The organism is Aeromonas sp. R7-1, assembly GCF_040908115.1.
GTDB lineage: Bacteria > Pseudomonadota > Gammaproteobacteria > Enterobacterales > Aeromonadaceae > Aeromonas > Aeromonas caviae.
In genome coordinates this window covers 59,117-84,910 of sequence record NZ_JBFODD010000057.1, presented here as the reverse complement: position 1 = coordinate 84,910, position 25,794 = coordinate 59,117, and the positions used below count along the sequence as shown (strand labels likewise).

Below are 25,794 nucleotides of genomic sequence, written 5' to 3'. Positions count from 1 at the left end.
ACGATGAATCCTGCCAGTACCCGCATAACCTTCTTCTGATTTACTCGCCTTGAGAACCGTTCAGGCTGTCTGCCTGCGTTGCCCGGCTCTCACGGTGCAGACCCGATCTGCCCACTCCCAAGTAGCATCATGCATCCGCGTGGTCCTTGGCGCCTTCCTTGAAAGTGCAGACGCCCCTGAACCGGGCTGGGTATTCCTGCGCGCTCGTCCGCCATCGTGCTGACCGCGCCCATTGACCTGACATTTGCCAATACAAGGAGCAAACACTTAATTTATATAGAGAAATACCATGATGAAACACGTACAAATCCGCAAACCCCTGCGTCGCAGCAAACCCATCAACCTGCCCGTGCAAGAACACGACGACGATGCGTTCCTGATCCAGTTCAGCACCCGCTTCAGCGGCGGCTTCGCCATCTCCTGTGATGGTATCGCCGGCGAGTTCTCCATCGAAGAGCTCAACTGACTTTGCCTGCCCACCGGCAGAGCCCGATGCAGACAGGCCGCAACTCACGGCGGCCTCCTTGCCTGACGTCATAGTCTGCATGGTCCCACCACCCGAGCGATGACTAGACCCCGCAAGTCTCCTTGTCCGGCGCCTCCAGCAGCAGGCACTCCTCCTCGCCGGCTCCCAGCCTGACCCGTTTGCCCTGACTCAGCCCCAGCTTGGCGAGTAGCCGGACCGAGCGCTCATTGCCCGGGGTGACGATGGCGACCACCCGCTCGATACCGAGCCGTTCACGGCCATCTGCCATGGCCGCCCGCGCGGCCTCGATGGCATAGCCCTGGCCGCGCCAGGCGGGCAGGAAGGCATAGCCGATGTCTTCACAGGGCAGGGTATCGCGCTTGATCAGACCACAGATGCCGAGCCTGGCCCCGTCTTCCCGCCGCACCACCAGATAGAGTCCGTGACCGTGGCGGGCATAACTGACCGCAGGCCCCTGCTGGATATAGTTTTCGGCATCCGCCAGGGTACGCACCCCGCGATCGCCGATGTAGCGGTGAAAATCACCATCGTTGAGCAGTTCGAGAATGAAGGGGGCATCGACAATGGTCAGTTCGCGCAGTTCCAGGCGCTCGGAGAGGATCATGACATGGGCTCGTTCGGCAGAGAGAGTGTCCAAGACTGCTCCCGCCCCGCTTCCTTGGCAAGACCCGGACGATATTTTCGCCCCGGGAGCCGCGTCCCCGCTATACTGCCCACCCCATGGAACAGGCAGGAGAACGGCCATGACCGATACCCCCGAATTTTTTGATGAAGAGACACTGCTGGAGATGGTGGAGAACCAGCTCGCCGACGGCCATCCCCTCCAGGTGAAAGCGACCCTGATGCGCCTGGTGATGAAGGGCACCCCGCGGGAAGAGGCGCTGCAATACATCGCCTGCGCCCTGGGCGCCGAACTCATGGCCATGGAAGCCGAACAGGGCCCCTTCAACCTCGTCCGTTACGGCGAGTTTCTCGACAGCCTGCCCGAGATGCCCTGGGCCGAATGACCAGGGCCGATTAGGCAAGCCCCGGCGCCAGCCATTATCATTACTGCCACCACCAATGACGGGAGTATGGGGATATGCGCTGGCAAGATCGCCGTGAGAGCAACAATGTGGAAGACCGACGCCAGCAAGGCGGCGGCAACGGGGGCGGCGGCCTGCCCATCGGTGGCAAGGGGCGTCTGATCCTGCTGGTGGTGGTCATGGTGGCGGGGTACTACGGCGTGGACCTCGGCCCCCTGCTGCAGGATCCGGCCCCGCAGAGCCAGCCCCAGCGTCAGAACTCGTCCCAGGCTGCCAACGATCCCCTCGCCCGCTTCACCTCGGTGATGCTCGCCTCCACGGAGGACGCCTGGGGTGAGATGTTCCAGCAAAGCGGCAACCACTATCAGGCCCCCAGACTGGTGCTCTATCGCGGTGCGACCCGCACCGGCTGCGGCCAGGGGCAGTCGGTGATGGGGCCCTTCTACTGTCCGGCCGACAGCACCGTCTACATCGATCTCTCCTTCTATCAGGACATGCGCGACAAGCTGGGGGCCGACGGCGACTTCGCCCAGGGCTATGTGATCGCCCACGAGGTAGGCCACCACGTGCAGAACCTGCTCGGCATCTCCACCAAGGTGCGCCAGCAGCAACAGGGGCTGAGCCAGGTCGCCCAGAACCGGTTGTCGGTCAAGCTCGAACTCCAGGCGGACTGCTTCGCCGGGGTCTGGGGCCACTACATGGAAAAAGAGCAGGTGCTGGAGCGCGGCGATCTGGAAGAGGCGCTCAACGCCGCCCAGGCCATCGGCGACGACAGGTTGCAGCAGCAGGGTCAGGGCCGGGTCGTTCCCGACAGCTTCACCCACGGCACCTCGGCCCAGCGCCTCACCTGGTTCAAACGCGGTTTTGACAGCGGCAAGCCCGCCAGTTGCGACATCTTCGCCGCCCGCTGAAGGGGGCAAACGCAAAGGGGCCGATTCCTCACGGAGCCGGCCCCTTTCCTTTCTCACCCGAGGGGGTCTTCCCTCATTCGGGATCCTCCGCCAGCAGATCGGTGAAGACGAAGCCGTCCCGCAGCACCGTTTCCCCCACCCGGATGGGCAGGGGATGCAGGAACATGGGGCCGTCCCAGGCCAGGGTGTGAAATTCCCCGTTCTCGCCGCAGGGATCCACCCCGGCGGGCAGGGCAGCCAGCAAGGCCGGGCCGAATTCATGACCACCAAACCCGGCGTCCAGCTTGCCCGGATCCAGGGTGCAGACCCTGGCCTTGAGCCCGGCGTCGATCATCGCCTGCGCCAGCTCGGTCGTGTCGCTGCGCCAGAGCGGGAAGAGCGGCGTGATGCCGGTCCCCGCCAGTTGCCGCTCCCGATAGGCGCGCACATCCTCAAGAAAGAGATCCCCGAACGCCATGTGGTGAATGCCCTTGGCCTGCACATCGGCGATGAAGCCCGTCATGATGCGCCCATACTCCTCGTTGCTGCAGGGCCAGGGCAGGTCGATGGTGATCAGCGGCAAGCCCACGCACTCAGCCTGTGCCAACAACAACTGCTTGCGCACCCCGTGCATGGCCACCCGCTCGAACGCCTGGTTGAGGGTGGTGAACAGCCCCACCACCTCGATGGCCGGATCCTCGCGCAGGCGATGCAAGGCCCAGGCGCTGTCTTTTCCGCTGCTCCAGGAGAGCAGTACCTTTTTCTTCGTCATCATCTCTCCAGCTACTTGCCGCACCGTGCTGCAAGACAGTGTTGCGAATTGTGCGATTTACATTGCGGGACACAAAAGCATACCCTCGTGGGTGAGCGTATCCCCGCAGCACACCGGGGAGAATAACTAAAAAAACGATGGGAAACATAAGGATATGAGTAAAGTCAGCACATCGCACGACCACGGTCGCCCCCTCAATCGACAGGATTACAAAACCCTGAGCCTGGCGGCGCTGGGCGGCGCCCTCGAATTCTACGACTTCATCATCTTCGTCTTCTTCGCCGTGGTCATCGGCGAGCTCTTCTTCCCGGCCGACATTCCCGAGTGGCTGCGCCAGTTCCAGACCTTCGGCATCTTCGCCGCCGGCTACCTGGCTCGTCCCCTGGGGGGCATCATCATGGCCCACTTTGGCGATCTCATCGGCCGCAAGCGGATGTTCACCCTCAGCATCATCCTGATGGCCTTGCCGACCTTGCTGATCGGCCTGCTGCCCACCTACGCCGTGCTCGGCATCGCCGCCCCCCTGCTGTTGCTGCTGCTGCGGATCCTGCAAGGGGCCGCCATCGGCGGGGAGGTCCCCGGTGCCTGGGTCTTCGTGGCCGAACATGTGCCCGCCCGCCGGGTCGGTGTCGCCTGCGGCACCCTCACCGCGGGGCTGACCGCCGGCATCCTGCTCGGCTCCCTGGTGGCGACCGCCATCAACCGTGGCATGAGCCCGGGCGATGTGAGCGACTGGGGCTGGCGTCTGGCCTTCGTGCTCGGCGGCGTGTTCGGCATCGTCGCCATGTACCTGCGCCGCTGGCTGCACGAGACTCCGGTCTTCGCCGAGATGCAGGCCAACAAGTCCCTGGCCGAGGAGCTGCCCCTCAAGACGGTGCTGCGTGAACACAAGGGCAGCGTCGTCGTCTCCATGCTGCTGACCTGGCTGCTCTCCGCCGGCATAGTGGTGGTGATCCTGATGACCCCGACCTATCTGCAGAAGGTCCACGGCATCAGCCCGGCCGATGCCCTGACCGCCAACTCCCTGGCCATCGTCGCCCTCACCCTGGGCTGCATCGTCTATGGTCGCCTGATCGATGCCATCGGCAGCGGCCCTACCTTCATCCTGGGCTCCCTGCTGCTGGCCGGCGCCACTTATACCTTCTACCACAGCCTGGCAGTCGGCACGGATCAGCTGGTGCCCCTCTACATGCTGGCGGGCTTTGCGGTGGGGATCGTCGGCGCCGTGCCCTACGTCATGGTCAATGCCTTCCCGCCGGTGGTGCGCTTCTCCGGGCTGTCGTTCTCCTACAACGTGGCCTACGCCATCTTCGGCGGCCTCACCCCCATGCTGGTCACCCTCTGGATGAAGGAGGACGTGCTGGCCCCCTCCCACTATGTGGTCAGCCTGGCCGCCCTCGGTTTCGTGCTCGGCATCTGGCTCTGGCTGCGCCAGCGCGGCCAACGCCAGGCCACCCCGCAGGCCGCCTGATCCTTCCCAAGCAAGCCCCGCACTGTCGGGGCTTGTTCTTTGCGGATATCATCGACCGGGTGGCGGTCCGCTGCGGACCTGCCAGCTCACCCCAATCCGTCCACCTGCCCGAGGTCCACTATGTTCTTCCAGGTCGTCTTTCTCGCCTTGCTGGCCCTGCTGCCCATGGTCAACCCGCCCACCACGGCCACCCTGCTGCTGGGATTGAGCAAGGGCATGTCCCGCGAGCACATTCGCCGCCAGATCAACATGGCCGCCCTCTATCTGTTCGCCACCCTGTGCGTCAGCTTCTTCATCGGATCCTCCATCCTGGATCTGTTCGGGATCTCCATTCCCGGCCTGCGCCTGGCCGGTGGCCTCATCATCGCCTTCATCGGCTTTCGCATGCTGTTCCCCTCGCCAAACCAGTCTGCCGGGGTCGAGGCCAACCAGAATATCGCCTTCGTGCCCCTGACCATGCCCAGCATGTGCGGACCCGGCACCATGGCGCTGGTGATCAGCGGCGCGGCCCAGATCGCCGAGCTGCCGGCCGAGGCCGATCGCGTCGTCATCTATGCCGCCATGGTCACCGCCTTCGCCCTGATGAGCCTGATCAGCTGGGGTGTGCTCAAGCTGGCAGATCCCGTGTGCAAGATCCTGGGAGCCACCGGCATCGACGCCATGACCCGCATCATGGGTTTTCTGCTGGTGTGCATGGGTATGCAGTTCTGCATCAACGGCGTCAAGGAGGTGGCTCAGGATCCCGTCTTCCATGGCCAGGTGATGGAACAACCCGCTGCCGCCTTGCCGACCCATGTCGGATCTACCGCCCTCGATCATCTCGCCGTGCCGCGCCAGCCCTGATTGAAAACGGTGTCATTTTTCGTGCAAATCCCTCCTGATCTTGCGCCTGATCATATTGCCTTCATCTTGATGGGGTAGTCTGGTTTTTGTACAGGCAGGGTTCAGAAGGTTGCCGCTAGCGTGGCATGTGCTGACCCCATCACTTGAGGAGATATGCAAATGGAAAAGATGCTGACCGAGATTGGAAGCTACAGCCTGTTTCATGAGTATCTGAACGTGGTCGGTGCCGCCAGCCCCGCGCTGACCCGGATCAAGACAGGATGGGAGTTCAAGCGAAAGGATCGCCTGCTCGCCCAGATAAGGGTGGATGACCACGGCCACGCCCGCTTCTTCATCGACGCCCGCGCCATTTCGGTCAACTGACCCGACCCCTTTCCCAGCCCCGGCGCCTGCCGGGGCTTTTTATTGCTTGCGCGTTCCAATAAAAACCCCGGCGCCGGGCCGGGGTTTACAAAGGTGTGTGACCTTACTGGGTGCCGCCCACGGTGAGCTGATCCAGCTTGAGGGTGGGCTGGCCGACGCCGACCGGCACGCTCTGCCCCTCCTTGCCACAGACCCCGACCCCGCGATCCAGCGCGAGATCACGGCCCACCATGGAAACCTGGCTCATCGCCTCGGGGCCGTTGCCGATCAGGGTCGCCCCCTTGATGGGCGCGGTGATCCTGCCATCCTCGATCAGGTAGGCCTCGGAGGCGGAGAAGACGAACTTGCCGGAGGTGATGTCCACCTGACCGCCGCCGAAGTTGGGGGCATAGATCCCCTTCTTCACCGAGGCGATGATCTCCGCCGGATCGTACTGACCCGCCAGCATATAGGTGTTGGTCATGCGCGGCATCGGCAGGGCGGCGTAGGATTCGCGGCGGCCGTTGCCGGTGAGCGGCACCCCCATCAGGCGGGCATTCTGCTTGTCCTGCAGGTAACCCTTGAGGATGCCGTTCTCGATCAGCACGTTGTAACCCCCCGGCGTCCCCTCGTCGTCGATGGAGACGGAGCCGCGCCGACCCGGCAGGGTGCCGTCATCGACGATGGTGCAGTGTTTGGAAGCCACCTGCTCGCCGATGCGCCCGGCAAAGGCGGAGGAGCCCTTGCGGTTGAAGTCCCCCTCCAGACCGTGACCCACCGCCTCGTGCAGCAGCACACCGGGCCAGCCGGCACCGAGCACCACCGGCATGGTGCCGGCCGGGGCGTCGATGGCCTCCAGGTTGACCAGGGCCTGGCGCACCGCTTCGCGCACATAGCCAAACGCCCGGCTCTCGAGCCCGTCCAGCTCGAGGAAATGGTCGTAACCGAAGCGGCCACCGCCCCCCGCGCTGCCGCGCTCACGGCGATCCCCCTTCTCGGCGATGACGGTCACCGAGAGGCGCACCAGCGGACGCACGTCGGCGGCCAGGGTGCCATCGGTGGCGGCCACCAGGATCTCTTCATAGACCCCGCTGATGGAAGCCATCACCTGATTGATGGCGGGATCCAGACTTCTGGCGAACTTGTCCATCTGCTCCAGCAGGGCAATTTTCTGCTGCTTGTCGAGGGTCTGCAGGGGATCCAGCGCCGGGTAGAGCAGGTTTGCTTCGGTGCGAGCCCACGCCTTCACCTTGCCCTGCGCACCGGCGGCGGCGATGCCGCGAGCGGCAGTCACCGACTGTTGCAGCGCCAGCAGGCTCAGCTCGTCCGAGTAGGCGAAACCGGTCTTCTCGCCGCTGACGGCGCGCACCCCCACCCCCTGATCGATGTTGTAGCTGCCATCCTTGACGATGCCGTCCTCCAGCATCCAGGACTCGTGCCAGCTGCGCTGGAAATAGAGGTCGCCGAACTCCACCTGATGGCTCATCAGGCTGCCGAGCAGCTGTTGCAGCCGCCCTTCGTCGAGATCGTTCGGGGCCAACAGGGAGGCACTAACCTGGCTCAATAGACTCAAATCTTTCTCTCCACTCTCATGCGAGATGTCGTAACGGTTAAATCCACGGCCGCGGGCTCACAGCAGGCGGGCGTGTTGCAGCACCGGCATGGTGCGTTTCAATTCATCGATCAGGGCCCCATCCAGCGGCGCCAGCACTGTGCCCTGCCCCGACGCCCGACAGGCCAGCACCCGGCCCCAGGGGTCGATCACCATGCTGTGGCCCCAGGTCTGGCGCCCCGTCTCGTGGGTGCCCCCCTGGTTGGCGGCCACCACGTAGCACTGGTTCTCGATGGCACGGGCCCGCAGCAGGGGCTCCCAGTGCGCCTCGCCGGTGACGGCGGTAAAGGCGGCAGGCACCAGCAGCACCCGGGCACCGGCCCGGGCCAGCTGGCGGTACAGCTCGGGAAAGCGCAGATCATAACAGATAGAGAGGCCGAGGGGACCAAAGGGGGAGTCCACCAGCACAGGCTGATCACCCGGGCTGAAGGTCTCCGACTCCCGGTAGCGGCCGTGATTGTCCGCCACGTCCACGTCGAACAGGTGGATCTTGTGGTAATGCCCCTTGAGCTCGCCGTCGGGATCGAACACCAGGGTGCTGGTGTGGATGTGGTCGGCACCGGCGATGGCGGTGGGCATGGCCCCGCCCACCAGCCAGATGCCGTGGGATTTGGCCCAATCAGAGAGTTGCTGCTGGATTGGGCCATTTCCCAATGGCTCTGCCCCGTCCAGATACCCCTGCCGCTCGCCAAAGAGGGCGAAGTTTTCCGGCAGCAGCACCAGCAAGGGGCGCTCCCCGGGCAGACTCGCCAGCTCGGCGGCGATCCGCTCCCGGTTATCCTGCCAGGTACGACCCGAAATCAACTGCATGGCGGCTAGCCACATGACGCGCTCCTTCTGTTGGGCGAGCCGGTGGCAGAAGGCCTCCTCGGCTCGCAGGGCAATATCCGCACTCTTCTGTTGGGCGAGCCGGTGGCACAAGGCCTTCTCGGCTCGCAGGGCAATATCCGCACTCTTCTGTTGGACGAGCCGGTGACACAAGACCTCCTCGGCTCGCGGGGCAATATCTGCACTATGAGGGGTTTGGCGGCCGGGGGAAAGTCCCCCAGCCCGGCGCTGGCCCTCAGCGCTGACCCGAGCCCTGGTGCTTGGGATTGAGCAGGAAGGGGGTGACCTCCTTGGCGGGCAGGCCGGGCGCCACCGCATCCACCGCCTCCTTCTGCTGCTGGTTGAGCTTGATGCGGGCGCGATCCCGCCCCGCCTCCACCAGCTTGGGGGCGTCCAGCGGGCCGGAGACCCGAAAATCGATGCGGGTCACCACGTCCACCACGGGCTCCAGCAGCTTGGAGAGGGCCAGCACATAGAGCCCGGTGATGGGAGTCAGGGAGAAGGCCGCCACCACGGGCAGGGTGCCCCCCAGGTTCGGAGAGAAGCTCAGATCAAAGTCGAGCCGCCAGCGCACCAGATCCGCGATACCCTTGCCCCGCAGGTTGCCCGCGGCCCCCTTCATGTAGAAGTCGTTGTTCTCCACCACCCCCTGATGGACCTTGGCGGAGGCGGACATGGACTCGAAATAGAAGCCCTTGTCGAAGACGTCGCGAAAATCGAGGCGCAGCTTGCGCATCAGGGAATCGAGGCTCAGCAGGGAGAGCAGCCGGGCCCCCTTGTCGTTGACCTCTCGCAGGGTCCCCCCCTCCAGCTGGTAGTCGGCGCTGCCCGCCAGAGTCGGCAGGCTCAGGCGGTAGGGCACGTCACGCCAGTTCAGATCCAGCGCCAGCTTGCCCGGGGCATCCCCGATGGGCGAGGTGTAGCCGAGCCGCTTGAGCAGGAGCTCGCTGTTGCGGGTCTCGAGGTTCACCCTGGCACGGGTCTGCATCTGGCTGCCACGGGCCAGCCACTCGGCGCTGCCGCGCAGGGTGCTGCCCGCCAGGCGCATCTCCAGCCCCTTGAGATCCAGCCGGTTGGCCCCGGGCAGCAGTTCCCCCTTCACCTCCCCCAGGGGCAGCTCGCCGAAGCGGCAATCCACGCAACTGAAGGTGAGCCAGGGAATGGCGTCCATGATGGCCCTGTCCTGGCGCTCATCGGGATCCGGGCTGAGATCGGTCCCCTTGCCGGACCAGTAGATACGGGCAAACTTGGCATCGATGGGGCGCCCATCGGCCACCGGCACCCGCACCACCCCCATCACGTCGGGGCTGTCGATCATCACCTCGGTGGCCTGGTTCACCGGCCCCAGGGTGAAGTGCACCGCCTTGAGGCTGGCACTGCCGATGTCGGCACGGGCCAGCTGGCCATCTACCCACCACTCCTGGGGCAAGAAAGCGGGGCCCACCACCGCATTGCCCTGCGTCGCCTGCGCCTTGGCCGGCAGCCACTGCTTGAGACGTGCCAGCCAGCCGGCTACGTCCGCCTGCTGCTGGTTGATGGCGAGCAGCATGGGCTTGTCCTGCATCACCCGCGCCCCGGGCTGGCCGATGTTGACCCGCACCCGGCTGAGATAGGGCACGCCGTCGCCGTACACCAGGCGGCTCTGCATGTCGATGTCCGCCCCCAGTACGGCGCGGATGTCGGCGCTGCCATCCCGCCCACGGGCCGTCACCTTGAGGGGCAGCCGGGTACCCGCCGCCTTGGTCAGGGGCACGGGCAGATCCAGCCCCATGCCCTGCAGGTTGGAGTCCAGCGCCAGCTGGAAGCTGAACGCCTTGTTCTCGGGCAGGGTCAGCCCCAGGGTACCGGACCAGTTGCTGCGCCCCTGGAGCATCTCGAGGGCCGGTATATCCCGGCGCTGGCGACGGCTGTCCCACTGCCCCTGGAACTTGAGGTCGGCCTGATAGCCGTGGGGCAGTTGCCGCCCCTGATAATCCAGGGTCAGCGGCTGGTTCCACAGGCTGGCCTTGAGGTTGTGAATGCGCGTCTGCTCGTTGTCATACTCGAGCGTTCCTGCGACCCCGTCGAGGGGCAGATCCAGGGAGGCGATCCTCACCTTGTTGTCCTTGAAGCTGGCTTCCCCGCTGGCCTTGACCTCCCCCTCGCCATCCAGCGGTATGTCGAGCTTCACCGTGCCCTTCATGGGGCCGCGGATCTCCACCTCCCGCAGCGCCTGACCGACGGTTCCCCCCAGCGGCGAGTCCTGCAAATAGTCGCTGATGGCCTTGCCCTCGCCCTCAACCCTGGCATCCACGTAGAGGTGAGCACCCGGATAGAGGTCCGGGATCCAGGCATGCACCGAGTCGGAGCTGGCCTTGCCGAGCTGGGTGGCGCGGCTGTTCATGTCGAGGCTGGCGTTCTGGAACAGCAGATCGATCTGCAGGTCGGTCAGCGGCTGCCAGCCCGGGAAAAACTCGTAGGTGGCCTGTTGCAGCGGCACCGCCACCTGAAAGACGCCCTTGCCGTTGTCGTAGGGGAAGTCACGGAATTCGCCGTACCAGAGCAAGTCTGCACCCTTGGCCTTGCCCCCCTTGATGGCGCCGCTCAGGTAGCTCACCAGCCCCTCATCCATCACCGCCAGGGGGTAGTAGCGATCCGCATGGGCCGCGTTCTTGACGTCGATGCGCCCGGTCAGAGCAAGGAAGGGGTGCTCGAACAGCTCGAGGCGAAACCGGCTGGCGAGGCGCAGATCCGGGTTGTCCAGGGCAATGTCCTGGCCATAGAGCACCCAGCCTTGGGGCGCCCGCCACCAGTCGAGGGCCGCACTCAGGCTGTCCACCGGGATGGGTTCCTTGAAGTGGCGGGCCGGATCCACCTTGCCCTTGCCCAGGGTCAGGCGGGCACGCCCCCCGTTCGGGGTCAGCCAGAAGTCACCGTCCAGCTTTTGCAGACCGGGCACATCGTGCCAGGCCCGGGTCCCGAAGCCGCGCAGTTGCCCCTGCAAAGAGAGCCCCTGCCAGTCCTCGTCGGCTTGCAGGACCAGCTCCTGCAACTGGCCTCTTGGCCGGGTGCGTTTGAGGGTCTCGGTCAGCTCGGGATAGAGGCCGGAGACCAGCTGGCTCAGGTTGGCAATCTGGTCGAGATCGATGGCGGGCACATAGCCCTGGATGCGCGAGCCGATGCGCTCGAGCTGAAGGCGGCTGTGCAGCCAGGTGGCGCCATCGAGCTTGAAGGTGACGTCGTGGCTGGCGAGCTGCCACGCCTCGCCGTCCCGGCGCAGCTGGATCTTGCCTCCCTGCAGGTCGAGGCGATGCGGCTCCCCCTTGATCTCGTCCTTCCAGATCAGGTGGTTGTTGCCAAAGGCCAGCAGGGAGTTGCCGAGCCTGCCCTTCTCGAACTCGCTCCAGAGCTGGAAGTCGAGCTGGCCGCTCACCGGCGGCGCGCCGGCGTGGATCCGGGCCAGCATGGGGCTGATGTCCAGCTCCCGGGCCCCCAGATAGAGCTGGCCCTTGAGGCGGTCGAGCCGCACCTCGGGGGCATCCACATCGATGATGAGGTCCAGGGTGCTCTCCCCCACCCCGTTGATGAGATAGGCCTTGCCGACCCCCTGATGCCGCTTGCCGCGGTTCTGCCAGCGCAACTGGGCGATGTCGAGGGCGCGCACCTCCCCCAGTGCCGTGGTGAGGCTCAGGCGAGTGTCGTGAATGTCGAAGGTGGAGAGCTGGGTCAGCAGGAAGCGCAGCAGGGCCTCCTGCTGGTTCGCGCTCTTCCCGCTGACGGGGGTGGCGGGCTGGGTCATGTCCAGCGCGATGTTGCCGTCGCTCAGGATCAACTGGCCAAACACCGGTCTGAGTTCGTTGAGGGAGCGCCAGAAGTCGAGGTGGGCCCACACCTTGCCAAGGCGCAGGGAGAAACGCCCCGAATCGGGGGCGATGGCCAGTCCTTCCAGCCCGATTGCCGGGCCGCGGGGAGTCCACTCCAGCCCGACGTGATCCACGCTCACCTCGAGCTGGCTCTCCCCGAGCAGGGTCCCTATCACGGCCGCCCGGTGCTGGTTGAGCAAGGGGCCGCCCAGTCGTACCACGCTGACCAGAACAGCCAGCAGCACGAAGAAGACTCCGAGGGCCAACCAGCCCCGACTCAGCCAGCGATAGACCAATTACATCATCACCACATCGAACTGTTCCTGCCCACAGAGCGGCTCGGAGACCACCCTGACCTGCTTGCCGATGAAGACTTCCAGCTCCGCCAGACTGTGGGACTCCTCCCCCCGCAGGTAATCGGCCACCGAGGGGGCCGCATAGACGGTGAACTGATCCGCGTCGTAGGCGCGGTTGACCCGGATGATCTCTCGCAGGATCTCGAAGCAGACCGACTCCACCGTCTTGACCCGGCCGCGCCCCTTGCACTCGGGGCACTCGGCGCAGAGCACGTGCTCCAGGCTCTCCCGGGTGCGCTTGCGGGTCATCTCCACCAGCCCGAGCTGGGAGAAACCGTTGACGTTGGTCTTGGCCCTGTCCTTGGCCAGCGCCAGCTCCAGGCTGTGCAGCACCCGGCGACGGTGATCCTCGGACTGCATGTCGATGAAGTCGATGATGATGATGCCGCCGAGGTTGCGCAGGCGCAGGTGACGGGCGATGGCGGCGGTGGCCTCGACGTTGGTGTTGAAGATGGTCTCTTCCAGATTGCGATGGCCGACGAAGGCGCCGGTGTTGATGTCCACCGTGGTCATGGCTTCGGTCTGATCGATGATGAGGTAGCCGCCGGATTTCAGCTCCACCTTGCGCTCCAGCGCCCGCTGGATCTCGTTCTCCACATCGTAGAGATCGAAGATCGGCGACTCGCCGGTGTAGTACTCCAGCTTGTTGGCCAGCTCGGGCACGTACTCCTCGGTGAAGCGCTTGAGCTGATCGAAGCTCTGGCGCGAGTCGACCCGGATCTTGTCGAGCTCGGCACCGACGAAGTCACGCACCACCCTGAACGCCAGGCTGGGATCCTCGTAGAGGATCTTGCAGGGGGGGTACTTCTGCTTGCGCTCGAGGATCTTGCGCCACAGACGCTTCAAGAAGGCGGCGTCCTGCTCCAGCTCCTGCTCCCCCACCCCTTCGGCGGCGGTGCGGATGATGTAGCCGCCCAGTTCGTCCACATAGCCGGCCACGGTGCGCTTGAGGCGCTCGCGCTCCGCCTCGGATTCGATGCGCTGGGAGACCCCCACGTGGGCACTGCCCGGCATGAAGACCAGATAACGGGATGGCAGGGTGATGTCGGTGGTTAGGCGGGCCCCCTTGGTACCGAGCGGGTCTTTGACCACCTGTACCATGATGTCCTGCCCCTGGCGCACCAGTTCGGCGATGTTGCCGGCCTGGAACTGCTCCTTCTCCTTGATCGCCACGCACTCGGTATGGGGCACTATGTCGGAGGCGTGCAGGAAGGCGGCCTTGTCCATGCCGATGTCGACGAAGGCGGCCTGCATGCCGGGTAGCACGCGGCTGATCTTGCCCTTGTAGATGTTGCCCACGATGCCGCGCTTGGCCTGACGCTCCACATGCACTTCCTGCAGCAGACCGTTCTCGACCAGGGCGACCCGGGTTTCGGAGGGGGTGACGTTTACCAGCAGTTCTACCGACATAAGTTACCTTGCCTTTCTAGTTTTGAATTCTGGCACGACGAACAACGGGTAACTCAGCAGCGCACTGCTGACGAGAGGATTACCGGGTCTGCTCGAGGTGCTGCTTGATCAACAGGTCCGTCTCCAGCAGGGGCAGGCCGACCACGGCACTGTAGCTCCCCTCGAGGCGACTGACGAATTTGCCGGCAATGCCCTGGATAGCATAGGCGCCCGCCTTGTCGCACGGCTCGCCGGTGCGCCAGTAGGCTTCGATCTCGGCCTCGTCCAGCTTGCGAAACGCCACGTTGGTGGTGACCAGCCGCACATCGCACCGCTCCGGGGTGGCCAGGGCCACCGCCGTCATCACCTGGTGTACCCGCCCGGAGAGGGCTTCCAGCATGTCCTTGGCGTCCAGCAGGTCGGAGGGTTTCTCCAGCACCCGCTCCCCCAGCACCACTATGGTGTCGGCCCCCAGCACCGGCAGCGCCGTGGGCGCCGCGGCCACACCGGCCATCGCCTTGTCGCGGGCCAGCCGGCAGACGTAATCCTGGGGCTTCTCACCGTCGTTGCGCAGCTCCGGCACATCCAGCTTGAGGACCTCGAAACGGTAGCCCAGGCGGGTCAGAAGCTCGTGCCGGCGGGGGGAACCCGAGGCGAGATAGAGTTGCAGTTCGTTGTGCTTGTTCATACTTCACTCAATGAGACGATGCGCAGTTACAATGCGTTGTTTTTATTCACATTCACTTGATATTGAAGCGACGCCGCACCTTGCGCAAGACCATAAAAATCCAGGGCCATATTAACATCGTCGTCAACGTCGACCAAAAGTAGGCGAAGTTGAGGCTGGCCCGGCTGAACAGATGCTCCGCCCAGAACACGGTGATCTTCCCCACCAGGGAGAGCAGACCGATGATCAGCGCCTGCTGCCAGAGGGAGAAGTTGCGGATCTTCTGGAACTGGAAGGCCGCCAGGTAGGTGGTGATGGCCATGGCCATGGCCCGCACGCCGAGGGTGCTGCCGAGCAGCACGTCCAGCAGCAGGCCCGCCACCCAGGCGGTGCCGACGTTGGTCCGGTGCGGCAGCGCCAGCGCCCAGTAGATGAGCACCATGGCGAGCCAGTCCGGACGGAAGGGTTCGAATTGAAAGGGAAGCGGCAGGATGGAAAGGCACAGGGCCAGCAGGATCGAACACCAGATCCAGATCCTGCCGCTGGCGGGTTGCAGCATCAGCGCGTCGCCCCCGCCGCCGAGGTTGCCGTGGCCGCCGAGGCGCTCGCCGCAGGCTCAAGGGCATCCTTGTCGTGTACTTCCGGTTTCTTGTCGGTCCACAGCAGCAGCAGGTAGCGCAGACGATCCAGCGCCACCAGCGGCTTGGCCTCGATCTGGGCGAAGGGCTTGCCCTCCACGTAGTCGGAGCGGGTCACGGTCGCCACCGGATAACCTTCCGGGAAGCGGCCACCCAGGCCCGAGGTGACCAGCAGATCGCCGACCTGGACGTCGGTGTTGCGGGGCAGGTTGCGCAGCTCCAGCTTGTCCAGCTCGCCGCTGCCGGAGGCGATGGCGCGCAAGTCGTTGCGCAGCACCCGCACCGGGATGCCGTGGCTGGAGTCGGTGATGAGCAGGACGCGACTGGTGGTGGAGCCCACGTGGAGCACCTGACCGACCACCCCCTGATCGTTGATCACCGGCTGGCCGTTGTAGACGCCATCCAGCGCCCCCTTGTTGATCAGCACCTGATGGCTGAAGGGGTCGGAATCCACCGACAGCAGCTCGGCCACCATCTTGCGGGACTCCTTGTGTACCGGCGACCCCAGCAGCTCGCGCAGACGCTGGTTCTCGTGCTCCAGCTGATCCATCTTGAGCAGGCGCGAGCGCAGGGTGAACAGTTGCTGCTCCTGCTGCTTGGTCTGCTCGATGAGATCGGCGCGGGTCTGCACCTGGGTCGACATGGTGTCGAGCAGGGTGCCGGGGGCGTTGGCGATGTATTGCAGCGGGCTCACCAGGGAGCTCAGATAAACGCGGACATGGCTGAACACACCGAAGCGGGAATCCGCGACGATGGCAGCGACGGAGATGATGACGGCGAGAAACAACCGTAACTGAAGCGAAGGGCCTCTACCGAAGATGGGTTTCATGAGTCGTCAAAAAAGAGCCGGCGCTCGGCCGGCTTTGGGTCTTATTCGTAGTGGAACAGATCGCCACCGTGCATATCGATCAGCTCCAGCGCCTTGCCACCGCCACGGGCGACACAGGTGAGGGGATCTTCAGCCACGACGACCGGGATGCCGGTCTCTTCCATCAGCAGACGGTCGATGTCTTTGAGCAGGGCACCACCACCGGTCAGCACCATGCCGCGCTCGGAGATGTCGGACGCCAGCTCGGGCGGGGATTGCTCCAGGGCCACCATGACGGCGGAGACGATGCCGGAGAGTGGCTCTTGCAGCGCTTCCAGGATCTCGTTGGAGTTCAGGGTGAAGCTGCGGGGCACACCCTCGGCCAGGTTGCGACCGCGCACTTCGATCTCGCGCACCTCTTCGCCCGGATAGGCGGAGCCGATCTCGTGCTTGATGCGCTCGGCGGTGGCTTCCCCGATCAGGCTGCCGTAGTTGCGACGGACGTAGCTGATGATGGCTTCGTCGAACTTGTCGCCACCGATACGGACGGACTGGGAATAGACCACGCCGTTCAGGGAGATGATGGCCACTTCGGTGGTACCGCCACCGATGTCCACCACCATGGAACCGGTCGCTTCGGAGACCGGCAGGCCGGCACCGATGGCGGCAGCCATGGGTTCATCGATCAGGTAAACCTCGCGGGCGCCGGCGCCCAGAGCGGATTCCTTGATGGCGCGACGTTCCACCTGGGTGGAGCCGCAGGGTACGCACACCAGCACGCGCGGGCTGGGGCGGAAATAGTTGTTGTCGTGAACCTGTTTGATGAAGTGCTGCAGCATCTTCTCGGTCACGTAGAAATCGGCGATCACGCCGTCTTTCATCGGGCGAATGGCAGAGATGTTACCAGGGGTACGACCCAGCATCTGCTTGGCGGCATGACCGACAGCAGCGACCGATTTGGCGTTCCCGCGCTCTTGGCGAATGGCGACAACTGAGGGTTCGTTAAGGACGATCCCTTGATCTTTTACATAGATCAGGGTGTTGGCAGTTCCCAAGTCGATCGACAGATCGTTGGAAAAGACGCCTCTGAGCTTTTTGAACATGGCTACGGGAAATCCTAAGAATTTGGAGGTGCAGAAAACCGGCTAACTTTACCAATGCCCACCCCAATGGGCAAGCGCTCAAACTGTCGCCAATCAATCAGGCGCGACAAAAATGCGAGTCATCACTCACCCGCTCAGGCCGACAAACACTACGAAACAAGGAGATAAGACGCCACTGTACAGCAATGCGTCTATCTCCCCGTGTCAGCCCGGGTGTCAGGGCATCACTTCGCGGCGATAAATAATTCTGTCATTACCCCGATCCCGGCCAAAAATGGCCTCTCCCAGCAGGTGATCCGCCGTGGCCGGATCCGCCAACCAGACGGGTTGGGATGGCTGTTGCTCCAGCACGATCCGATAGGGAATGCGCACCGCCTGATTGGGTGGCGCGAAGTGGAACCGGGTCTCGCCTGCGTCGAAACCGACCTGAGTACCGCCCGGAGCCACATTGCCGAGACCAAGGCGAATGCGGGTACCGTCTTTGAGGATCAGATCCCCCGTCGCGGAGTCATAGCGTTGCTCCGCATCGGTAAAGACGATACCACCTCCCGCCAGGGAGATCTGGGTACAGATATCTTGCGAATTGGCTCGCCTATCTTGCGAATTGGCTCGCCACAGGCCCCCTTCGAAATATTGCACCTGCAGGGGCAGCGCCAGCGGGGCGCTATCGACCCCCTGACGGGTGCTGGCGAGCAGCCGGCCGTAGTAGGCGATCATGGTATCGTCCGATCCCTTCGGAATGGAGAGCTGTTTGGCGGTGCAGTTCACCCCGCTCTGGCAAGTGCCGCTGACGGACGGATTCATGTTCCGTCCGCTGAGGAAGCTGGTCTCAGGAGTCTCACCGTCCGTTACTCTGAGCCCTAGTCGCAGGAGCGGCAAGGGCTCTTCCGGTGCGGTCAGGCTAGGGGTCAGTTCGCGCAGCCGCATAAAGCGGGTTTGACCTGACTGCTTGCCTGTTCCTTCGGTCCAGCTGGCGGCCAGCGGCGCCAGCCGATTGGATCTGTCCACCCCATCCTGATTGTTGGCGGCCACCAGGGTGAGGGCCCCCCTGGCAAAGGCATCACGGTAGTTCCTCGTGACACTCCCTTCCTTGTTGCGCGCCTCCACCACCGTCTGTACCCCGAATGGCTGGCTCATATAGCTGAAACCACCGCAGGCCGGGGTGACGGTGCCGCTCGTCATGTTGAAGTCCCAGGGTACGAAGCGCCCCAGCGGCACGCTGGTGGCGGGAGGGATGGTGTAACCGAAATAGCCCGTTGATACTGTGCTTCCCTCTGGCGACGTAGCCGCCGGTGGCGTCGCCTTGATCCTGAAGACCCCGACCTCGTTGAGGCTGAGGGCGGGTGTATTGAGGCTGGCACTGGCTGCAACGTGGCTGTACCTGGTCGGAGTGACCTGAGCGGCCACGCCCCCCTGAGGGGCCACCAGCTCGCTGGTCAGGGCGATGTCGGACAACACGAAGTTGGGGGTGGTGCCATTGCCGGTGCAGATATCCCCATCGCTGTCGCTCTGCCACGCCATGGCCTGGATATTGAGCGAGAAGCTGTCTCCCGTCCTCTTGAACACAGGGCAGGTGATATCACCTGCCGCGCAGGCCCCCTGGGTGGGCGTGATGCAGAGCCCCACCGGGCGGCTGACGAACAGATCCGACCCCGTCATCACCAGCCCTGCGGTATCCCCGCTGCCATCGTGGCGGGCATTAAGCCGCATCTGGCCTGCATCCGGATAGCGAACACTCTTCAACGTCGCCTTGCCTTGACCATCGAAGGTCAAATTGAGGGTTGTCGCCGCTGGCGAGACTACATTGGCGGCATAAGTCGAAATCGTCTTGCCATCTATCGCCATCTGACTCCCGGCAGAATTGTCATTCGGGGTGACATACGTTCCCCAGAAGCCGACCGAACGCTCACCGGTAAAACCGGGGACACACTGCTGGGTCGCATTGTCCTTTTTGACGGCACTGATCACTACATCTTGGGGCCTGTTGGCCAGGGTATCCGGCACATTGAACAGGAAGCCGCTGTCGGCAAAGCTCAAGGTACAGGCGGCGGCGCTCAGGGCACCACTGCCGGCGCGGCACAGGGTGGTGCTCAGGGGTTTGGTGGACGGCGTCGAGCCGCTCACCCCCACTGTGATGGCCGTCGCCAGATTGTTGCGTAGCTGCAAGGTGGTCGTGCCGCCGCTGAAATTCACGGTGGCCGTGTTGCCGTTGTAGCTCACCTGGCTGTCGGCTATCCAGCCGTTGCTGCCATTCTTGAGGGGGGTCAGGATGGCGCTCACCGGGTCCGTGAACAGTTGGCTGCAACTGGCGTTGGCGCAGGCCCGTATGACGAGGGTCTCCGGGTTGCAGGTCAGGGCCTGACCGGAGTGATCGAACTCGAAGTGATCGATCTGGGTGCCCACCGGATTGGATTTGAGGGCGCAGATCCGGACGTTGTCGAGCTCATGGTAGTTCGTCACAGAACCGGTGGAGCCGGTGAGCGACAGCAGGAAGTTGGCGGGCACCGCCGCCTGCCCCGTCTGGTTCACCATATTGATGGGCCCCACCAGCATGGTGTAACCCGAGCCCGTGTTCCGCTCAACCGACGCAAGTGAACTGCCGGCAGTGCGCGAGTCAATGGTGATGCGGTAACGATGGGGGCGGTTGCCATTGGTTCCGCTGTCCACTGCCGGGCTCAGGTTGCTCGCCGTTCCCGCCAGATACCGATAGCCCGAGGTCCCCGAGCTGGCACCGGAGCCACGAATGGAAACGGCCTGAGGACGAGACCCGGGATTATAGGAGCCCCCCTCGTTGGCATAGTTGCCGTATTCGTCGATACCGACCCCCATCCAGCCGCCGGCAAAACCGCTGATCCCGGTCTTGAAGCCATAACCCAGCGGGCCACCGAAGGCGCCGGGCTGGGGCGTGATCGTCGCATCGGAGAGCACCACCGCCATGCCGTCCGCCCCGCTCGAGCCGGAGGTCTTGTAGGCATACTGATCAAACTCGATAGTCACCAGATTGCTGGCCCCCGGGAAGAGGCGCTGGAAGGTCGCAGAGGTGGCCTGGTTGGTCGTATTCTGGGTCAGCCGCAGGCGACCGTTTTGCAAAGAGGGCAAGGTACTGCCATTGCGTTGAGCCACCACCCAGTCGCTGCCAAGGGTGCTGGCGGAGAAGTCGTCGCTGAAACAGGTCAGTGGGTCTTCACACATGCCTGGCCAGTCGCCGTTGAAGGGCTCGTGGATCACTTGGCTGTTGTTGGTCATGGAGACGTTCACCGCCGACACGGCACCGGTCAGCACGGCCTGGCCACTCATGGCCAGATCCCCGGCGTTCACATAGAGAATGGCGTTGAGTTTGGTGTTGCCGCTCATGGTGACCTTGCCGAAGTGATACATCATCAGGTCGTTGGCCTTGCCCCCCGCATTGACCTCCATCTGGTCGCTCAGGGCCAGATCGCTCTTGATGTACAACCTCGCGGCACTGCCGCTGTCAAAGATCAGCTTGTCGTTCTGGCCGAGCTCCATCTTGTCTATCCAGTGGTTGCCGCCACGAAAGTAGAAATTGATGTTGGAGGTGCTCTGGTGTTTGAACGTCTTGAGGTAGCGGGCCTGCAGATACCCGTTGATGGTGCCGTTGCCGCTCACCTCCAGGGTCTGGTGAAGCAGAAGCGTCAGATCGCTGCGACTCCCTGCAGCGGAGATCCGGCTCTCGTTTTCCATCTTTAGCCCATAGACGGCGAGGGAGCTCTGTCCCTGGAAGGTCATGGCACTGTTGCTCTTCATCCCCAGGCTTTTGATGAACCAGTCCCCTGCCCCCATGAGCACGCTCTGGCCACTGGTAGAGACCTCCATGGTGACCTTGTCCAGGTAGTGCGGCTGGAAGACGGCGGTCCCGGTATTGCCATTGCCCGAGACCTCAAGGGTGCTGTAGACGGTGACCCTGGCGTCATTGAGCTTGCCCTGACCAGTCACCGTCAGATCGTTCACATGAAGGTCTCCCGACCCGGTGACGCCACTGTTGTAACCATTCTTGATGGTCATCTTCTGGGCATAGACGGTCGCACCGTTGAGGTTGATCATCGCCCCTTCGCTGATAGACAAGGTATCGAAGCGATAGGTCTGGCCCGATTTCAGGGTCGCCACGCAGCTGTTGCCCCCCCACGAGGCGTTCTTGTAGTCACCGGCAGCAGGAGAGATGGCCCCGTCGCAAGCGAGATCATTTTTCCCGCTGTAGGAGGGGAAGCCCCCCGGGTTGGCCGGAAATGCGTCGGGGTCGCTGATGAAGGTCACATCCTTGAGCACACTGGCAAGGGTGCCGCTGACGTTGCAATTGGAGACCCAGGTGCCGTTGTTCCAGAAGCCACCGTTGTTGCAGTTGGCGTTGGGCTGGATTTTTTGGGTCAGGAAGGGGTAACTGGCCCCCACTGTGGTGCTGATGATCTTGCTTTCATTGTTCATGCTCAGCACGCCGGGGGAGGCGTGGCTCTGCACCGGGAAAAGGAAGGCTTCTGTACACTGGCTGGCGGCCTGCACCGAGGTGGATCCCAGCAAGATCCACAACAGGGCGCCGCGAAGAGGCTGGCTGGACTTCATGGGGTCTGGCTCCTTGGCAGGGGGCTCATGGCGTCGCTCCATCAAAGGCTTCCGCCACCAGGGTGCGGCTGACGGCAAAATCGGGGTTCGGGCCGCTGCCGGCATCGGGCTGGCCACAGCGCCCTTCGCTGCTGAATCGGTATCCAGTTTGGGTCCCTCCGGCCGCACTCACCGTCACCCTGTTGCAGGTGATGCTGGCCTGACACCCGGCAAGCCCGGGCTCGGTGAAGTCGAGCGCTATGGGGACGCACCGGCTGGCCTGCCCCTGCCACTCCCCATTGGGATAGAGCCGGTACAGTGCAACTTCGAGCCCGCTCTGGGCCGCCATCAGGGCACGCACGCCGCGCACCTCCACCGTGTGCTTCTCGCTGCTGTCCACCAGGAAACGCCCCATGGCCGCCGCCAGCAGGGCCATGATGACGATGACAAAGAGGGCGATCAGGATGGCGCTGCCCCGCTGGGACCTCACCATGGTGGGAGTGTCAGGGCACATTGAGGGTCTCCAGCTTGTGATGGAAGACGACGCGCTCGTCGCGCTGCTCGAACTCCAGCCGCAGCCCCACCTCGCTCTGGTTGAAGGCGGCGGGTTCCCGATAGAAGTAATAGGCGGCGGGACGAATATGCTCCCCCATCAACCGGGTGGTCTCGCTGCTGCTCAGGGTGTCGTCGAGGGACTTGGCCATGCGCCAGAGGTTGCCCCCTCTCACGCAATAGAGCACCTGCTGGTTCGCAAAATAGATGCGCTGGCCCGGCGAGTCCTTGGCGAGCGCACCAGCCAGGGTCAGCGGCACGGCCCCGGAGACGGGAGTTCCTACCTCGGTCACTCTGGCAGTGCAACGCCCCTGCACACACCCCTTGTCCAGCGTGATGGTACTGCCAGAGGTCGTGTCAGGCAGCGGATAGATGATGGCCGTATCTTCCTTTGCCGGCATGGTGACTGGCTCGACGATGCGAAGCACGGTGCTGCTCGCCGTCTCCAGGTAGCGGCCAGCGGTGGCGATGGGCCAGAACCGCAGACAGGCCCCCTGCTCCTGGGCACCGCCCCCTTCGTCCTCGACCCGCACCGAACCGGGGACGGCGTCACGCACCTCGCGATTGAGCCGCTCCAGGGCGAAACGGGCATCGCTCATCAGTTGCTCACGGCGGCTGGCATCTCCGTAGATCTGGGTACCGATGCCGATAAACTGGCTGGAAAATGTCGCCATCACCCCGAGCAGCAGGATCACCATCACCAGCTCCACCAGGGTGAAGCCCCCCTCACGCCCGGGTCGGACGCGGTCACGGGAGAGTCTGGCACATGGGTATTCCCACGCGGCCTCACGGGAATGTGGCTTGTCCATCAGTAGTTCCCCCGATAGAGGCCGAAGACCAGCTCGCTCCCGTCCGGCAGGCGCACGGTCAGGGTGATGCGCTTGCCGATGGACTCGCCCCCCAGCCCACTGCTACCAAACAGGGTATCCGGGGTGACGGCGATCCTGATCTGATAGTGGCGATACTCCTGGTCACTGACACCCTCGGCATCCGTCTGGGTAAACTGGTTGGCGTCCACCCAGTGACCCCCGGTGTCGAAATCGTCCACGTCGTTGAAGGCATAGGGGCGGGTCTCGCCCCCCTCCGGGCCGTAGTCGGCGACCGAGGTGCAGGGGGGATAGACCACGGGAGGCGTGCCGGCGGTCTCACCGCAGCGAAAACGGCCGCCATTGTGATCCGAGTGCTCATCGAAGGATTTTTGCAGTACCTCGCTTAAGATCCGCTGGGCCAGCTGGGCGGCCCGTACCTGCTGCACCGGATCCACCGCCTGGGGTGCCTGATTGATGAGAAGCCCCAGGACGCCGGTCAGGGCGATGGCCAGCAGCACAATACCGACCACGAACTCGATCAGGGTGAAGCCGCACCGGGCCTTAAGGGAGGGCATGGATATAACCTTCCGGCTCGATGCGCAGCCGGGCGCTCTCCTGCCCGCTGCTCACCGCCAGATTGCAGCCATTGACGCAGGTTGAGGGTGAAAGCGGACGGCCGCTGCGCTTGTCGAAAGAAAAGCTCCCTTGAGGCAGGGAGAGGCCGCCGGAGGCGGTGATGACTCGCCCCCGGCTCTGCTCGTCCGCACTCCAGCCGGAGATGGGCTTGGGGGTACAGCTGCCAAGCAGGGTCAGATGACCGAACCGGCTCGGCTCCACCACCAGTTGGGTGCAGCGCGCGTCCCCTTCCTGCATGTTCATGGTCTGCACCAGCCGCAGCCGGGCCACCAGCTCGTCACGCAGGGTATGGGTTTCAAAGCCGCCTTTGCCCAGCCATTTAGGCACGGCAAAGGCGGCCAGAATCCCGAGTAACAGGATCACTATCACCAGTTCTATCAGGGTGAAACCACGACTTATTGTCATCGCAACCTCAGTAGAAAAAAGAAGCGAGGCTCAGAGCCTCGCGTTCTCTAACAATGAATACGTTATTTTCCGCACTCATCATTTACAGTAATGCTAGGCACATCGCCAGAATTCACGATCGCACCTTCATTGTCATACTTCACTTCGCACTTGCTGTTTGGTTCGTTACTCGGTTTGAAGGTCCCCGGAGTACCAGACACTTCACTCCAACCATCCAGTGCGACTGTTTTAGCAGCATCAGCATTTACAGGGTAACCAAAACGTGTGTCGATAGTTTGGCCAGCTACAGAGACAGCACCTGAGGAGCTTTCAATACCCTGAATAGCAGCCTTGCTGTAGACCAGCTGTGAAGAGCTTTGCAGGGAGGCCTTCACGCCATTGGCGGCGGCCAGACGCGCATCATCCTGCAGATTCAGGAACTTGGGTGCGGCGGTGACCGCCAGAATGCCCAGGATGATGATCACGATGACCAGTTCGATCAGGGTAAAGCCCGATTGCTTTTTCATTACGTCTTTCCTCGGTTTATCAATTGATATTGGTGGTCACCTGGCCGGAGGCCGGGCGATAACTGAAACTCATAAACGCATCCGTGCTCCCTTGCGGGTCCTGATAACGTCCATCACTTCCCTTGCTCAGGCTGTTGACCAGATAGTAACGGCAGACCGAATCCAGTCCATTGTTGCTCACCGTGGCATAGAACTTCAGGTCATTGCCGCTACCGCGCACCTCGTCAAAACGGGCAGTAGCCTTGGGAGGATTCTGCAACAACCCCTCCCAAATATTGAGGCAGCGGGCCGCCGTCAGGCTGGCCGGATCCACATCGGGCGTGCCGCTTGCTGCCGTGTCCATGGGATACCCGGGAGAGAGCTCGCCATTGCTGACCTGGCTGTCGGTCGGCGTGGTCAGATAGAAACGCGAGCCGTCATAGAGCACGGTGTTGAGTCCATCCTGCCTGGCACGCCCCTCGGCCTCCCACTGGGCCCGCACCAGGGACACCCCGGTGGCGAAACCGCCGGACACCCCTTCCACGCTCGCCTTCTTCGCCTCGTCGGTCACATCGAGAAAACGGGGCAAGGCGGTGACGGCCAGGATCCCCAGGATCACGATGACGATCACCAGCTCAATCAGGGAAAAACCGGCCATCTGACCGGGCCCCTGGCCGGGTATCACTCTCTTTGTTGCCATGCTGCCTCCGTAATGTTCCGCATTATTTCATGCAGATAGAAAAAAATCATGTCGCCGAGACGCTAGAACGATACTGTTCAAGATTTGTTCAGCAAACTGCCGTCGGCGAAGCGATAGATCAACCAGTTAGCCTCCCAACCAAATTCGCATCCCTCCCCATCCGGGCTAGCCAGCACCTGCAGGGTGGGCATCGACAGCGCCTCCTGGCCGAGCAAGGCCGACCAGAGCCCGCGGCAGTTCTCGGACGGTGACTGTAGCGGCAACACCGCCAGCGGCCAGCCCCGTCCATCAAACTGCCAGGCCCGCCCCTCTGCATACAGCACGGCGGGGCGCCGCTCGTCGAGCCAGCGTCCGTGCAGGCGCTGGGCCCGCTGTGCGAACTGCTCACCGAGCAGGCTGGCGCTGATGGCCAGCGCCTCTTCCCTGTGGCTGCGATAGCTCAGGGCCAGGGTGGCAAGGATGACCAACAGCAGGATGCAGGCGATCAACCGCCTGTAGCCTCCCAGCCAGCGCTCATCCTGCTCGGACTGTCTGCTCATACCTCTCCCGCATCCTGTTTGGCAGTGAAAATAGCCCAGCT

At 63.5% G+C, this 25,794-nt stretch carries 24 protein-coding genes; 6 read left to right on the top strand and 18 right to left on the bottom strand.

Annotated elements, in window-relative coordinates; all coding sequences use genetic code 11:
• The first annotated feature begins 292 nt into the window (after nucleotides 1-292).
• Nucleotides 293-466, top strand: a complete 174-nt coding sequence (locus AB5Y51_RS17065) for a hypothetical protein (protein ID WP_176698562.1) — start codon at nucleotides 293-295, stop codon at nucleotides 464-466.
• A gap of 103 nt (nucleotides 467-569) precedes the next feature.
• On the opposite strand, the gene AB5Y51_RS17060 is transcribed toward AB5Y51_RS17065, so the two are convergent.
• Nucleotides 570-1,091, bottom strand: a complete 522-nt coding sequence (locus AB5Y51_RS17060) for a GNAT family N-acetyltransferase (RefSeq protein WP_010672652.1) — start codon at nucleotides 1,089-1,091, stop codon at nucleotides 570-572.
• A 139-nt stretch (nucleotides 1,092-1,230) separates the two neighbouring features.
• Between AB5Y51_RS17060 and AB5Y51_RS17055 the strand changes: the two genes are divergently transcribed.
• Both AB5Y51_RS17055 and AB5Y51_RS17050 read left to right on the top strand, forming a co-directional pair.
• A complete protein-coding gene (locus AB5Y51_RS17055) occupies nucleotides 1,231-1,494 on the top strand; it encodes a hypothetical protein (protein WP_039040440.1) in 264 nt (87 codons plus the stop codon).
• A 74-nt stretch (nucleotides 1,495-1,568) separates the two neighbouring features.
• On the top strand, nucleotides 1,569-2,423 hold the full coding sequence (locus tag AB5Y51_RS17050) for a neutral zinc metallopeptidase (RefSeq protein ID WP_201926590.1): 855 nt from the start codon (nucleotides 1,569-1,571) through the stop codon (nucleotides 2,421-2,423).
• Nucleotides 2,424-2,496: 73 nt separating this feature from the next.
• Here AB5Y51_RS17050 and AB5Y51_RS17045 read toward each other — a convergent pair whose 3' ends face one another.
• Nucleotides 2,497-3,174 carry an ATP-binding protein gene (locus AB5Y51_RS17045; RefSeq protein ID WP_368178773.1) on the bottom strand — a complete coding sequence of 226 codons (678 nt, stop codon included), beginning with the start codon at nucleotides 3,172-3,174 and terminating at the stop codon, nucleotides 2,497-2,499.
• A gap of 154 nt (nucleotides 3,175-3,328) precedes the next feature.
• Here AB5Y51_RS17045 and AB5Y51_RS17040 point away from each other — a divergent pair, with 154 nt between their 5' ends.
• The 3 genes from AB5Y51_RS17040 to AB5Y51_RS17030 all read left to right on the top strand — a co-directional run bounded on the left by AB5Y51_RS17040 (nucleotide 3,329) and on the right by AB5Y51_RS17030 (nucleotide 5,851).
• The gene (locus AB5Y51_RS17040; protein ID WP_103259375.1) at nucleotides 3,329-4,645 is read left to right on the top strand and encodes an MFS transporter; all 1,317 of its coding nucleotides are present in this window, start codon (nucleotides 3,329-3,331) and stop codon (nucleotides 4,643-4,645) included.
• Between the two features lie 120 nt (nucleotides 4,646-4,765).
• Nucleotides 4,766-5,488, top strand: coding sequence for a MarC family NAAT transporter (locus AB5Y51_RS17035; RefSeq protein ID WP_368178772.1), 723 nt, complete (start codon nucleotides 4,766-4,768; stop codon nucleotides 5,486-5,488).
• 159 nt (nucleotides 5,489-5,647) lie between these two features.
• Nucleotides 5,648-5,851, top strand: coding sequence for a hypothetical protein (locus tag AB5Y51_RS17030; RefSeq protein WP_041212219.1), 204 nt, complete (start codon nucleotides 5,648-5,650; stop codon nucleotides 5,849-5,851).
• A gap of 103 nt (nucleotides 5,852-5,954) precedes the next feature.
• Here the strand turns inward: AB5Y51_RS17030 and tldD are convergent, their stop codons facing one another.
• From tldD to AB5Y51_RS16950, 16 genes are all read right to left on the bottom strand, one after another.
• Nucleotides 5,955-7,403: a metalloprotease TldD gene (gene tldD / locus AB5Y51_RS17025; RefSeq protein WP_041212218.1), complete on the bottom strand. Its 1,449-nt coding sequence runs from the start codon at nucleotides 7,401-7,403 to the stop codon at nucleotides 5,955-5,957.
• 57 nt (nucleotides 7,404-7,460) lie between these two features.
• Nucleotides 7,461-8,267: a carbon-nitrogen hydrolase family protein gene (locus AB5Y51_RS17020; RefSeq protein ID WP_368178771.1), complete on the bottom strand. Its 807-nt coding sequence runs from the start codon at nucleotides 8,265-8,267 to the stop codon at nucleotides 7,461-7,463.
• 238 nt (nucleotides 8,268-8,505) lie between these two features.
• Entirely contained in the window at nucleotides 8,506-12,408 is a 3,903-nt protein-coding gene (locus tag AB5Y51_RS17015) for a YhdP family protein (RefSeq protein WP_368178770.1), read from the bottom strand.
• Nucleotides 12,409-13,878, bottom strand: coding sequence for a ribonuclease G (rng, locus tag AB5Y51_RS17010; protein WP_010672637.1), 1,470 nt, complete (start codon nucleotides 13,876-13,878; stop codon nucleotides 12,409-12,411). It lies immediately after the preceding gene.
• Nucleotides 13,879-13,957: 79 nt separating this feature from the next.
• Nucleotides 13,958-14,545 (bottom strand): nucleoside triphosphate pyrophosphatase, encoded by a 588-nt coding sequence (locus AB5Y51_RS17005; RefSeq protein ID WP_010672636.1) that lies wholly within the window; start codon nucleotides 14,543-14,545, stop codon nucleotides 13,958-13,960.
• Nucleotides 14,546-14,597: 52 nt separating this feature from the next.
• Nucleotides 14,598-15,083 (bottom strand): rod shape-determining protein MreD, encoded by a 486-nt coding sequence (gene mreD, locus AB5Y51_RS17000; RefSeq protein ID WP_010672635.1) that lies wholly within the window; start codon nucleotides 15,081-15,083, stop codon nucleotides 14,598-14,600.
• Nucleotides 15,083-15,991: a rod shape-determining protein MreC gene (mreC, locus tag AB5Y51_RS16995; protein ID WP_029313545.1), complete on the bottom strand. Its 909-nt coding sequence runs from the start codon at nucleotides 15,989-15,991 to the stop codon at nucleotides 15,083-15,085. The genes mreD and mreC overlap by 1 nt, the downstream gene beginning before the upstream one ends.
• Nucleotides 15,992-16,032: 41 nt before the next feature.
• Complete coding sequence (locus AB5Y51_RS16990) at nucleotides 16,033-17,073, bottom strand: rod shape-determining protein (RefSeq protein WP_005308111.1); 1,041 nt, start codon at nucleotides 17,071-17,073, stop codon at nucleotides 16,033-16,035.
• 216 nt (nucleotides 17,074-17,289) lie between these two features.
• Nucleotides 17,290-21,648, bottom strand: coding sequence for a DUF6701 domain-containing protein (locus AB5Y51_RS16985; RefSeq protein WP_368178769.1), 4,359 nt, complete (start codon nucleotides 21,646-21,648; stop codon nucleotides 17,290-17,292).
• 25 nt (nucleotides 21,649-21,673) lie between these two features.
• Complete coding sequence (locus AB5Y51_RS16980) at nucleotides 21,674-22,141, bottom strand: MSHA biogenesis protein MshP (RefSeq protein ID WP_039040430.1); 468 nt, start codon at nucleotides 22,139-22,141, stop codon at nucleotides 21,674-21,676.
• A complete protein-coding gene (locus tag AB5Y51_RS16975) occupies nucleotides 22,131-22,988 on the bottom strand; it encodes a PilW family protein (RefSeq protein ID WP_368178768.1) in 858 nt (285 codons plus the stop codon). Before AB5Y51_RS16975 ends, AB5Y51_RS16980 begins: the two co-directional genes overlap by 11 nt.
• The gene (locus AB5Y51_RS16970) at nucleotides 22,988-23,563 is read right to left on the bottom strand and encodes a prepilin-type N-terminal cleavage/methylation domain-containing protein (protein WP_368178767.1); all 576 of its coding nucleotides are present in this window, start codon (nucleotides 23,561-23,563) and stop codon (nucleotides 22,988-22,990) included. The genes AB5Y51_RS16975 and AB5Y51_RS16970 overlap by 1 nt, the downstream gene beginning before the upstream one ends.
• Nucleotides 23,550-24,029 carry a prepilin-type N-terminal cleavage/methylation domain-containing protein gene (locus AB5Y51_RS16965; protein ID WP_128271409.1) on the bottom strand — a complete coding sequence of 160 codons (480 nt, stop codon included), beginning with the start codon at nucleotides 24,027-24,029 and terminating at the stop codon, nucleotides 23,550-23,552. Before AB5Y51_RS16965 ends, AB5Y51_RS16970 begins: the two co-directional genes overlap by 14 nt.
• A 62-nt stretch (nucleotides 24,030-24,091) precedes the next feature.
• Nucleotides 24,092-24,535: a prepilin-type N-terminal cleavage/methylation domain-containing protein gene (locus AB5Y51_RS16960; RefSeq protein ID WP_069652315.1), complete on the bottom strand. Its 444-nt coding sequence runs from the start codon at nucleotides 24,533-24,535 to the stop codon at nucleotides 24,092-24,094.
• A 19-nt stretch (nucleotides 24,536-24,554) separates the two neighbouring features.
• Entirely contained in the window at nucleotides 24,555-25,214 is a 660-nt protein-coding gene (locus AB5Y51_RS16955) for a type II secretion system protein (RefSeq protein WP_041201421.1), read from the bottom strand.
• 77 nt (nucleotides 25,215-25,291) lie between these two features.
• Complete coding sequence (locus AB5Y51_RS16950) at nucleotides 25,292-25,753, bottom strand: hypothetical protein (RefSeq protein ID WP_323901720.1); 462 nt, start codon at nucleotides 25,751-25,753, stop codon at nucleotides 25,292-25,294.
• Nucleotides 25,754-25,794 lie beyond the last annotated feature (41 nt).

What these genes read in the sequence shown, in the direction of transcription:
- AB5Y51_RS17065 (WP_176698562.1), top strand. Translation starts at nt 293, where the DNA reads ATGAAACACGTACAAATCCGCAAACCCCTGCGTCGCAGCAAACCCATC.
- AB5Y51_RS17060 (WP_010672652.1), bottom strand. Translation starts at nt 1,091, where the DNA reads ATGATCCTCTCCGAGCGCCTGGAACTGCGCGAACTGACCATTGTCGAT.
- AB5Y51_RS17055 (WP_039040440.1), top strand. Translation starts at nt 1,231, where the DNA reads ATGACCGATACCCCCGAATTTTTTGATGAAGAGACACTGCTGGAGATG.
- AB5Y51_RS17050 (WP_201926590.1), top strand. Translation starts at nt 1,569, where the DNA reads ATGCGCTGGCAAGATCGCCGTGAGAGCAACAATGTGGAAGACCGACGC.
- AB5Y51_RS17045 (WP_368178773.1), bottom strand. Translation starts at nt 3,174, where the DNA reads ATGACGAAGAAAAAGGTACTGCTCTCCTGGAGCAGCGGAAAAGACAGC.
- AB5Y51_RS17040 (WP_103259375.1), top strand. Translation starts at nt 3,329, where the DNA reads ATGAGTAAAGTCAGCACATCGCACGACCACGGTCGCCCCCTCAATCGA.
- AB5Y51_RS17035 (WP_368178772.1), top strand. Translation starts at nt 4,766, where the DNA reads ATGTTCTTCCAGGTCGTCTTTCTCGCCTTGCTGGCCCTGCTGCCCATG.
- AB5Y51_RS17030 (WP_041212219.1), top strand. Translation starts at nt 5,648, where the DNA reads ATGGAAAAGATGCTGACCGAGATTGGAAGCTACAGCCTGTTTCATGAG.
- AB5Y51_RS17020 (WP_368178771.1), bottom strand. Translation starts at nt 8,267, where the DNA reads ATGTGGCTAGCCGCCATGCAGTTGATTTCGGGTCGTACCTGGCAGGAT.
- rng (WP_010672637.1), bottom strand. Translation starts at nt 13,878, where the DNA reads ATGTCGGTAGAACTGCTGGTAAACGTCACCCCCTCCGAAACCCGGGTC.
- AB5Y51_RS17005 (WP_010672636.1), bottom strand. Translation starts at nt 14,545, where the DNA reads ATGAACAAGCACAACGAACTGCAACTCTATCTCGCCTCGGGTTCCCCC.
- mreD (WP_010672635.1), bottom strand. Translation starts at nt 15,083, where the DNA reads ATGCTGCAACCCGCCAGCGGCAGGATCTGGATCTGGTGTTCGATCCTG.
- mreC (WP_029313545.1), bottom strand. Translation starts at nt 15,991, where the DNA reads ATGAAACCCATCTTCGGTAGAGGCCCTTCGCTTCAGTTACGGTTGTTT.
- AB5Y51_RS16990 (WP_005308111.1), bottom strand. Translation starts at nt 17,073, where the DNA reads ATGTTCAAAAAGCTCAGAGGCGTCTTTTCCAACGATCTGTCGATCGAC.
- AB5Y51_RS16985 (WP_368178769.1), bottom strand. Translation starts at nt 21,648, where the DNA reads ATGAAGTCCAGCCAGCCTCTTCGCGGCGCCCTGTTGTGGATCTTGCTG.
- AB5Y51_RS16980 (WP_039040430.1), bottom strand. Translation starts at nt 22,141, where the DNA reads ATGTGCCCTGACACTCCCACCATGGTGAGGTCCCAGCGGGGCAGCGCC.
- AB5Y51_RS16975 (WP_368178768.1), bottom strand. Translation starts at nt 22,988, where the DNA reads ATGGACAAGCCACATTCCCGTGAGGCCGCGTGGGAATACCCATGTGCC.
- AB5Y51_RS16970 (WP_368178767.1), bottom strand. Translation starts at nt 23,563, where the DNA reads ATGCCCTCCCTTAAGGCCCGGTGCGGCTTCACCCTGATCGAGTTCGTG.
- AB5Y51_RS16965 (WP_128271409.1), bottom strand. Translation starts at nt 24,029, where the DNA reads ATGACAATAAGTCGTGGTTTCACCCTGATAGAACTGGTGATAGTGATC.
- AB5Y51_RS16960 (WP_069652315.1), bottom strand. Translation starts at nt 24,535, where the DNA reads ATGAAAAAGCAATCGGGCTTTACCCTGATCGAACTGGTCATCGTGATC.
- AB5Y51_RS16955 (WP_041201421.1), bottom strand. Translation starts at nt 25,214, where the DNA reads ATGGCAACAAAGAGAGTGATACCCGGCCAGGGGCCCGGTCAGATGGCC.
- AB5Y51_RS16950 (WP_323901720.1), bottom strand. Translation starts at nt 25,753, where the DNA reads ATGAGCAGACAGTCCGAGCAGGATGAGCGCTGGCTGGGAGGCTACAGG.